The organism is Nocardia sp. NPDC004722, assembly GCF_053601505.1.
In genome coordinates this window covers 1-1,970 of the sequence record NZ_JBSGBY010000974.1, presented here as the reverse complement: position 1 = coordinate 1,970, position 1,970 = coordinate 1, and the positions used below count along the sequence as shown (strand labels likewise).

4 protein-coding genes are annotated in these 1,970 nt (G+C 71.1%); 2 read left to right on the top strand and 2 right to left on the bottom strand.

Annotated features, from left to right (window positions below; genetic code table 11):
- The coding region (locus tag ACWELQ_RS44765) for a type II toxin-antitoxin system Rv0910 family toxin (protein ID WP_452403035.1) at positions 1 to 667 on the bottom strand (667 nt) is incomplete at its 3' end.
- 167 nt (positions 668 to 834) lie between these two features.
- Here ACWELQ_RS44765 and ACWELQ_RS44760 point away from each other — a divergent pair.
- Both ACWELQ_RS44760 and ACWELQ_RS44755 read left to right on the top strand, forming a co-directional pair.
- A complete protein-coding gene (locus tag ACWELQ_RS44760) occupies positions 835 to 1,182 on the top strand; it encodes an ArsR/SmtB family transcription factor (RefSeq protein WP_452403034.1) in 348 nt (115 codons plus the stop codon).
- Complete coding sequence (locus tag ACWELQ_RS44755) at positions 1,179 to 1,658, top strand: SRPBCC family protein (RefSeq protein WP_452403033.1); 480 nt, start codon at positions 1,179 to 1,181, stop codon at positions 1,656 to 1,658. The genes ACWELQ_RS44760 and ACWELQ_RS44755 overlap by 4 nt, the downstream gene beginning before the upstream one ends.
- A 54-nt stretch (positions 1,659 to 1,712) precedes the next feature.
- Here ACWELQ_RS44755 and ACWELQ_RS44750 read toward each other — a convergent pair.
- The coding region (locus ACWELQ_RS44750) for a GNAT family N-acetyltransferase (protein WP_452403032.1) at positions 1,713 to 1,970 on the bottom strand (258 nt) is incomplete at its 5' end.

Below are 1,970 nucleotides of genomic sequence, written 5' to 3'. Positions count from 1 at the left end.
CGGTGGCGCGCGCGGCGGCCAGCACCGGCGGCAGCGCGGCGAGCGATTCGCTCAACGCCTCACCCAGCGCGCGGGCCACCGTCGCCCCCAGCGGCCCCTCGATCGGCTGCCCGGACAATCCGGCATCCAGATACACGATCGATCCGGACCCGTTGGGTGCCACCGTGATCCACAACCCCAGCCCCAAACCCTGCGGGCCGCTGCCGCGCAACGCCAACCCGCCGTCGTCGACCTGGGTGACCGTCCAGGCCACATCGGCGGGGATGCCCATGAACTTGGCGACCTGCGTGTACTCCACACCCACCGCCGCCGTCGCGGGCGGCTCGCCCCGCCAGCCCGCATGGAACACCACCCAGTCCGGAAGGCGCTGCAACTGCACCAGATACGCCAGCGTCGCCGCCGCGCCCGTCTCCAGCTCGGCATGTGCGTGGGCGGTGCGAGGATAGGCCGAGAGGCCCTCGGGCAGTACGTGTTCGGTGGCCACCGGCGCCGATTCGCCGCCGTGGCCGGTGAATCCGGCGATCAGCTCCCGCACGAGGCGGGGATCGCGGCGCACACTGCCCAGCAGTGCTCCGCCCGCGCGCAAGCCCTTGCGCACCGAGGCGCCCTTGTCGAGCCCCTGCTCCACCACCGCACGCAAACGCTGCATTCCCGGCACCGCGGTCACGGCCCACCTCCTCGCTGAGGGTCCAAACACCATCGCGCCCCACGGTATCGGCCGCCCCCGGCCCACCGAAAGGGTGAACACCGTTCATCGGCTGACTTCGCACCCCCGCCAACCGAATTCACGCCACCCCTATCCACCCCCACTATGTAAGCGTAGACTTACGGTTCGTGGGCACTTACCAAGGTGCCGGGCTCGACGCCCTCGGCGACCCGACCCGGCGCGCCATCTTCGAACGCCTCGGGCAAGGCCCCTGCGCGGTCGGCGAACTCGCCGGTGAACTCCCCGTCTCCCGGCCCGCGGTCTCCCAGCACCTCAAAGTGCTCAAAGCCGCCGGGCTGGTCTGCGACGAAGCCGTCGGCACCCGGCGCGTCTACCGGCTCGACCCGCGCGGCATCGACGCGCTGCGCGGCTACTTCACCCACTTCTGGTCGACCGCGCTGTCGGCCTTTCGCGAGGAACTCAACCGCCAAGCCCGCCAACCCGATTCCACCCACGACCCCCAGGAGCAGTCATGACCAGCCGCACCGACACCCCCGCCGTCACCGTCGAACTCACCGTCGACGCCCCACCCGAGAAAGCCTTCCGCGTCTTCACCACCGGCATGGACAGCTGGTGGCCGCGCGAACACCACATCGGCACCGGGCCGCTGGAAGAAGCCGTCGTCGAACCGCGCCTCGGCGGCCGCCTCTACGGCCGCGAAGCCGACGGCACCGAATGCGTGTGGGGCCGCGTACTGGCCTGGACCCCACCGACGCATTTCGCCTTCTCCTGGGACATCACCCTCGACTGGCAGCTCGAGACCGACCCCGCGCGCACCAGCCGCGTCGATGTCACCTTCACCGCCCTCGACGCCCGCCGCACCACCGTCACCCTCGTGCACTCCGGCTTCGAAAACCACGGCCCCGGCTGGGAATCCATGCGCGAGGCCGTCAGCGGCCCCGGCGGCTGGCCCGCACTCAGCGAAAGCTACGGCCGCGCCGCCGCCGCCTGAACCACGCCGCCGCCCGGAAGAGGTGCGCGCCGCACTCGAACCGCGCGCCTGCGTTCACAGTTCGCGCGTGAACCACACCTGATCCCGCAACGCCACCCCGTCCACCTCCAGGCCCGGGCCATACCCGGCGGCCTCGGTGAACACATCCGCCACCACCCGCGTCATGCGGAACCCGCACCGTTGATAGAAACGCAGATTGCCGATATCGGCGGTGGCGGTGGCCACCTCCAGCCGTGACACCCCCGCCACAAGGGCCGCCGCGACCACCTGATCGATCAACCGCCGCCCCAGCCCGCTCCCGCGAAACGCCTC